The sequence below is a fragment of the Gordonia oleivorans genome (assembly GCF_040044975.1).
GTDB classification, from domain to species: domain Bacteria; phylum Actinomycetota; class Actinomycetes; order Mycobacteriales; family Mycobacteriaceae; genus Gordonia; species Gordonia oleivorans.
Map to the genome: position 1 here is coordinate 722,713 of NZ_JBDZDI010000002.1, position 7,245 is coordinate 729,957.

Here is a 7,245-nt window from a genome sequence, read left to right on the forward strand (position 1 = left end):
GATCCATACATGGGTATGGCGCGCATCGGCGGGGACAGCGGTCGACCCCACCTGCCCGCCTTCGTTCGGGTGGGGCACCGGGCCGTCCTCATCGATCTCAACGCCCTGTATCCCCAGACACCGCACCACAGCGGCACATACCACCCCGACGGTCTGCAGGTCCGCAAGGTGATCACCGGCGTGCTCACCGAATGGGGACGATCCGAGTGGGGCGAGTGGTACGGCAAGGTGACCTACGTGCTGCATGCCCGCGACCGCGAGGAGACGGTGACCCACTGGGTACCGTCGTGGGCGCTACGCCCCGCCGACGACCCCGGGGTGACGGGCCGGCGCAACCCGCGGACCTGACCCGCCCGCTGCCGGATTCAGCACCATCGGGCCGAGCAGGTCACACGCGGTCAACGCGAGGGCGAGGTCGAGTCGGTCGCGATCGGGACCCACCTCCGACAGCGCCTTGCCGACGCGGTACTTGACCGTGTTGCGGTGCAGATTGAGTCGCGTCGCGGTGTGCAGGTGGCTTTCCTTGGTCGCGAAGTATACCGACAGCGTGTCGCGGAGCACGGCCGCCGACGGGGTGTCCTCGGCCAGCGATCCCAGCACGTCATGAACCCAGGAGCGGGTGCCGTCCGGATCCTGCGCGAGCAGCGACACCACGGCGACACCACGATCGGCGAAGCCGACGACGGCGCGGTCCGCCGTTCCCGGCATGGTCGCGACCGAGTATGCCGCCGACGCCTGCTCGTGGGTACGACGGAAACCCCCGACACCGTGGCCGGGCAACCCGACGGCCAACCGCACCCCCTCGGGCAGTACCGAGGGCGACAACGACTCCTCGATGACCGTCGTGCGTGCACGCAGCGGGATCCACAACCAGATGGTCGAGCGGTCCACGGCCATCACCAGCGGGGGCCCGTCGGAACCCAGACATGCGGCCAGCTCACGGGTCACCCGGTCGAGACGGCCGAGTGTGTGGGCGTCCGCGTCGTCGGTCCACATGATCCCACCGAGGTGGGTCCGGTCGAGGCGATACCGTGTCTCGGTCTCGAACGCCGTCGGATCGACGTCGGTGCGGTCGAGGACCCGGCGGATCGCGGCCGACACCACATGCGCGTCCGCGCCCAGCCACCGACGTCGCTCGTCCTCATAGGCCTCGAACACGAACAGCGTGATCCAGTCGATGTACCCGAACATCACATCGGACACATGCCGGGTCACCGCCATCGCCTGGGTCGCGTCGAGACCCAGCTCCTCGATGATCGAGTAGCACAGCAGCATCACGCTGTTCTGACCCAGATGATAGGCCCGGACCAGGGAATTGGAGGGCACGTCGCGCTGGGCCAGCCGTCGGGCGTATTCGACTGCGGCCGTGGTGGGTTGGAGATGATCGACGGGAATGTCGTTGGCGAGGACGTGGATGATGGTGGACACGTTGCCGTGCACGCTCGCCTCGAGCATCTCCACCAACTTGGGGTCGGTGTCGAGTTGATCGATCTCCCGGGCCATCATCCCGGCGAGATCGGCGACGATCTCGGCCTCCCGCTCACGCAGTCGGCCGGCGAGCACGCCCACCACGTCGAGCAGATCGGTGGTGGCCATCGCCGGAACCCGGGCCAGTCGGGACCGGGCCTCCTCGGCGTCGGCCGGAATGTAGGTCATCGCGACACCCGATGTCCTCGACCGTTCGATCCCGCCGAGCGCGTCGGCCGCCGCCGCAGTTCGGCCAGTGCCGAACTCGCGGCGTGAAACCCGCACAATCCGTGCACACCCGCTCCGGGCGGGGTGGACTGTGAGCACAGGTACACCCCGTCGATCCCGAGCGCATACGGATTGACCGCCACGCGGGGCCGGAACAGCATCTGCAGACCGTCGTTGGCACCGCCGATGATGTCGCCGAACGCGAAATTCCGGTTGTGCCGGTGTAATTCGGCCGTACCGGTGCTGTGCACGGCGATGATCCGGTCGCGGAATCCCGGGGCGAAGCGTTCGATCTGCGCGGTCACCGCCTCGGTGGCGTCGCCATCGAAGCCGCGTGGCACGTGGGCGTAGGCGTAGATCGGGTTGACTCCGTCCCGGCTGCGCGACGGGTCGGCGACATACTGCTGACCCAGCAGCACGAACGGCCGCTGCACCATGATTCCGGCCGCCCGCCGGCGCTCGGTGTGGCAGATCTCCGTCAGGTCGCCGCCGAGGTGAACGGTGCCCGCATCGGCGCACGCGGGGTTGCGCCACGGGATGTCACCGGCGATCGCGTAGTCGACCTTGAACGCCGAGGAACCCACGCGATACCGCTTCAACGAGGTGGCCACCCGCGACGGCATCTGATCACCGTAGAGTGCCAGCGCCTGCGCGGGAGAGAGATCGAGCAACACGAGGTCGGCGGGTGGGATGTCGGTCGACCGCGTCACCGGTACACCGGTCTCGATCCTGCCGCCGTGGGCGCCCAGTGCCGCGGCGGCCGCCGCGGTGATCGCACCGGAACCACCACGGGCGACAGGCCACCCGTAGCGGTGACCGCTGGCCGCGATCATCATGCCCAGCGACGCCGTCAGCGGCCGGTCGAGTCGGGTGAAGGCATGCGCGGCGATCCCACCGAACAACGCCCGTGCGGTGTCGGTGCGAAACAGCCTGGCCATGGCGCTCGCCGGGAGCAGTGCCCGCGGGCCGAAGGCCGCCAACCGGATCGGGTGGCGCGGCACATGCACGATCGGGCGCAGCAGGTCGGCAGCCAGGTCGTCGAATCCGGCGGCGAGATCGCCGAAGGCCAGCCGCCACCGGCGGCCGTCACGGCCGAGTGCCCGTGCCGTCTCGTCGATGGACCGGTAGAGCAGCCCGGCCTCGCCGGTGTCGAGCGGGTGTGCGCAGTCCACGGGTGGCAGGCACCAGGACAGGCCGTACCGTTCGAGTCCGACCGACTGCCAGAACGGGGATCCCATTCCCAGCGGATGGAAGGCGGCGCAGTGATCGTGGATCACGCCCGGCACGGTGAGCTCACCGGAGCGCGCACCCCCTCCGACCTCGTCCGCCGCCTCCAGAACGGTCACCTCGACGCCGTTGCGGGCCAGGTGCAGGGCGGCGGCGAGCCCGTTGGGCCCGCCGCCGACGACGACCGCAGTCGTCACTGCTGCACCTGCCCAGCGGGGACATCGGGCGCCGGGCCGGCGGGGGAGCCGGAGCGCATCTTCGGTTCGGCCACGATGTCAGGATCGGTCAGGGCGCGCCGGGCGTCAACGTCGAGCGTCCAGTCGACCTGCATGTCGATCGGCCCGTTGGGGAGCCACGGTTGCTCGGCGACGGCGTCGGCCACCCGGTACGTGCCGGTCTCGATGACACCGAGAGCGGCGTCGATCACCTTGTACCGCTGCGTGCCGCGGTGGATGGGCTGCGACTCGATCCAGGCGACGGTGAACTCGCCCGGGGCGAAATCGCAGCGTCGCTGCAGCGCGGCGATCATCTTCTCGTCGTGCAGGTGACCGTCGCCGAAGTTGAACGCCACCAACGAGTTACAGGAGAACTCCGCCTCCCGCAGGGTGTAGGTGTCGATGTCGGAACCGAGGTGGCGCAGCATCAGCGAGTAGAGCGCACGGCCCTGGCTGTGCATCGACCGCCACGCCATCATCTGATGCATCACCACGTCGGCCACCTCCGGCGGATAGGAGGCCAGCAGTTGGGTGCGCGTGTTCTTCGACGACCGGACGACGTACTGATCCAGCTTCTCCTCGGCACCCGGCGCGAACGCCCAGGTCGCCGACGCCCAGTTGCCGGCGTACTGCCGCATCGACGGCAGGAAGGAGACCAGATCGGGGCGCAGATTGCCCAGGACCGGGAAGAAGCACAGCGCGGCGGCGACGGCGACGAGCACCCACGGCATCGTGGTGTCGGTGAGCGCATACCCATCCCACGCCGGGTGGCCCCAGAACAGGAAGATCGCGGCGTAGGCGAACAGGATGTTCCATTCCAGCGGCACGGCGAGCGGGAACGTCGAGAAGATGAACAGGTGGAAGCACACCATCAGCACCACCGCGGCGAGGGTGAGCCACTTGTTGGTCGAGAACAGCAGCACCAGGGGAGTGACCACCTCGACGATGGTGCCCAGCACATGCCCGATGCCGCCGGCCAGCCGGGACGGACGCATGTCGTGCGGGAAGTCGCGGTAGTGGGCACGTTTGATCGCCTTGCTCGGCAGCCACGGCGTATTCGAGATCATCGGCGGGATCACCATCGAGAAGTGGTGTCCGAGTTTGGAGATGCCCGCTCCCACCCACACGGTGACGATGAGCAGCTTGAGCGCCAGGATCATGTCGAGGTACGGCAGGGCGGCGAAGAACACGATCGCGGGGAGGTACTGCTCGGAACGTGCGGCGATGAAGATCACCTTGTCGCGCAATCCGATCACCACGAACAGGGCGATCAGCGGATAGAGGACCGCCGGGTTGACCAGGCCGTGGTTGTCGGCCACCAGCGCATCCAAAGAGGCCGACGAGATCCCCGGAAAAACCAGCGCCACAACCAGATTGATGAGGATGACGGCGTAGATCGCGACGTCGACAACGGTGCGCTCATCACCCCGGGTGAACGGGACCTTACCCGGCCACGGTGGCAGCCGGATGGTCTGCGGTCGCAGCCAGAACAGGAATCCGCCGGTCATCGGCTTGAAGTGACCGGCCAGGGGTCCCCACGATCCACCGAGGCCGAGCGTCTCGATCAGCACCGTCCACAACACGATCTTCTGATACACGATCAGCTGATCCCACCACGCCCCGACGTCGAGGACGTTGTAGCCCGAGGTGAAGGTGGCAATGCACAGTCCGGCAACGACATACAGGATCGCCACCTTCATCAGATAGATCATGTGCACCATCTTCGGTGTGCCGAAGCCGTATTCGGCCCAGTGCGCACCGAGGACGCGGAGCCGATCCAGAAAGGGCCTGTCCAGAAAGGTGTCCGGATCGACCGGCGGGAAATCGGGTTGGGTGAATCCCATGGGTACTCCTCCTCGAGTTCGGTAGAACAGTGGGTTTCGGTTTGGGGGTTTCGTTTGGGGGGCTTTGGTTTTCGGGGTTGGGTTGAGGGTTCGGTGATCGGTTCGGTCACCGCGGGTGGGCGGCACCGCTCGTCATCTCGACACAACCGGGCAGCCCTCGCCGTGAGACGGCGCGGACACGAATAATGCTGTGAAGGTAGGGTCAGGCGGGCGATGGGGTGGACAGGGCGGCGCGAAGTCCCGGCTTGTCGATCTTGCCCACGGGATTTCGGGGGAGTGCCTCGACGACGTGGATGACCGCCGGTCGTTTGACGGCCGTCAGCCGGGACTCCAGATGGTGGGCCAGATCGTCGGCGGAGATCTCCCGGTGCGGGTAGGCCACCACGAAGGCGATGGGCACTTCGCCGTAGACCTCATCGGGCGCACCGACGACGGCGCATTCGAGGACGTCGCCGTGGGTGGCGAGCGCGTTCTCGATCTCCTTGGGGTACAGGTTCTCTCCGCCGCGGATGATCATGTCCTTGATCCGGTCGACCAGGGTCAGGTAGCCGTCGGCATCCAGGCTCCCGACATCACCGGTGTGCAGCCGCCCGTCGACGATCGTCGCCGCGGTGGCCTCCGGCCGATTCAGGTAGCCGCGCATCACATTCGGGCCCGTGATGACCACCTCGCCCACCTCGCCGGGCCGCAGGTCGGTGCCGTCCGGGTCGACGATCGCGATCTGCTGGCCGGGGACGGCCGGCCCGACCGTCCCGAGTTTGCGGACCCCGGACCGGGGATTGCACGCGGAGGCGCATGTTCCCTCGGTGAGTCCGTATCCCTCCAGGATCGGGATGCCGAACAGGGACTCGACCCGGGCCAGCAGTTCCTTGGAGATCGGTGCGGCACCGCAGATCGCGAACCGCAGTGACCCCAGCGACTTCTCCGCCACATCAGGGTGCGACGCCAGCAGCGCGTAGATCGTCGGCACCGCCGAGAAGTAGGTGGGACGCAGACGTGCCACGTCGTCGAAGAATCGTGAGACGGAGAACTTTCCGGTGATACTCAGTTGCCCGCCCGCCAGCATCGGCGCGAGGAAGCTGACACAGATCGCGTTGACATGGAACAGCGGCAGGATCAGCAGTGCGTGATCGTCGGATCGCAGATCCAGGAGCGTGACCATGGCCGTGGCCATGTGGCGCAGATTCGCATGCGTGAGCCGGACACCCTTGGGCCGCCCGGTCGATCCGGACGTGTAGATGAGCAGGGCGTCGACGTCGGCCGCGTCGTCGTCCGGTCCACCGAGATCGGCGGGAAGCGATCCGGTGCCGCTCAGATCGTTCACGTCGATCACCGCACATCCGGCCACCTCCGGCCGGGTCGCCGCGGTCGTGTCGTCGACAACGACGACGCGCGCGGCCGCATCGGTGAGCTGGTACTCGGCCTCGGTGGCGGTGAATGCGGGATTCACCGGTGTCCCGACGGCCCCCAGCCGCCAGGCCGCCTGCAGCACGACGAGCAATTCGACGCGGTTGGGGAGCAATGTCGCGACGACGTCGCCGGCGCGTATCCCGTGACGGTGCAGGGCGCAGGCGGCCGCGTCCACCGCCTCCGCGAACCCGCGGTAGGACAACTCGACGGCATCGTCGCGGACGCAGGGCGTCTCGCCGCGGTCGAGGAGATCCCAGGAGAAGTAGGAGGAGCTGATCACTGCGCAGTGGCCTTCCGTGCGAGGTGGTGTGACCTCTGACACTAGGAAGGAAGAATGTGATCTGGTACGGCCTCGGGAGCCAGACTTTTCCGGCCGCATTGTGCCCGGGGGACAAAGGGTATTCCGCGGTGGGTATTCCGCGGTGGGCATTCCCCGGTCGATCTCGACCGGCATCACAACCACGTCCGGGCACCACCGTCCCGGCAGGGCGCCCACCAGAACGGCTGAGCACACAACGGCTGAGCACACAAAGAACTCCGACCGAGGGTGCCGGGTCGGGGGTCTGGCACTCTCGGTCGGAGCTATCTATGTCATCGGCGCCACCCGCCCGGGCGTTACACACCGCGAGAAATTCTTTTCGCCGGCCGCGTCGACAGCGCTCTCCCCAGCGTTGACCGGTGAGTGTCAAGCTGTGGTGAGTCAGTTCCCGATTTTGTTGTGTTATGCGGTGGGTGACGGCGCAGCGGACTGCGCGGGCGTTGGTCTTGATCAATGGTGTTGGCGACCCGGTACCACTGACGCAACGACCCCAGGTAGATCCCGTCGTCCCAGGTCGAGGCGAACGCGTTGAGCA

5 protein-coding genes are annotated in these 7,245 nt (G+C 67.4%); 1 reads left to right on the forward strand and 4 read right to left on the reverse strand.

The features are described from left to right. Positions 1-15 precede the first annotated feature (15 nt). Complete coding sequence (locus ABLE92_RS06570) at positions 16-348, forward strand: hypothetical protein (protein WP_348803950.1); 333 nt, start codon at positions 16-18, stop codon at positions 346-348. Here the strand turns inward: ABLE92_RS06570 and ABLE92_RS06575 are convergent. The 4 genes from ABLE92_RS06575 to ABLE92_RS06590 form a co-directional block, all read right to left on the reverse strand. Then, positions 295-1,656: a PucR family transcriptional regulator gene (locus tag ABLE92_RS06575; protein WP_348803887.1), complete on the reverse strand. Its 1,362-nt coding sequence runs from the start codon at positions 1,654-1,656 to the stop codon at positions 295-297. The two genes, ABLE92_RS06570 and ABLE92_RS06575, sit on opposite strands and share 54 nt — an antisense overlap. Next, positions 1,653-3,119 carry a phytoene desaturase family protein gene (locus tag ABLE92_RS06580; RefSeq protein WP_348803888.1) on the reverse strand — a complete coding sequence of 489 codons (1,467 nt, stop codon included), beginning with the start codon at positions 3,117-3,119 and terminating at the stop codon, positions 1,653-1,655. Before ABLE92_RS06580 ends, ABLE92_RS06575 begins: the two co-directional genes overlap by 4 nt. Next, the gene (locus ABLE92_RS06585; protein ID WP_348803889.1) at positions 3,116-4,981 is read right to left on the reverse strand and encodes a DUF3556 domain-containing protein; all 1,866 of its coding nucleotides are present in this window, start codon (positions 4,979-4,981) and stop codon (positions 3,116-3,118) included. Before ABLE92_RS06585 ends, ABLE92_RS06580 begins: the two co-directional genes overlap by 4 nt. A 202-nt stretch (positions 4,982-5,183) precedes the next feature. Then, complete coding sequence (locus ABLE92_RS06590; protein ID WP_348803890.1) at positions 5,184-6,671, reverse strand: class I adenylate-forming enzyme family protein; 1,488 nt, start codon at positions 6,669-6,671, stop codon at positions 5,184-5,186. Between the last annotated feature and the right edge of the window lie 574 nt (positions 6,672-7,245).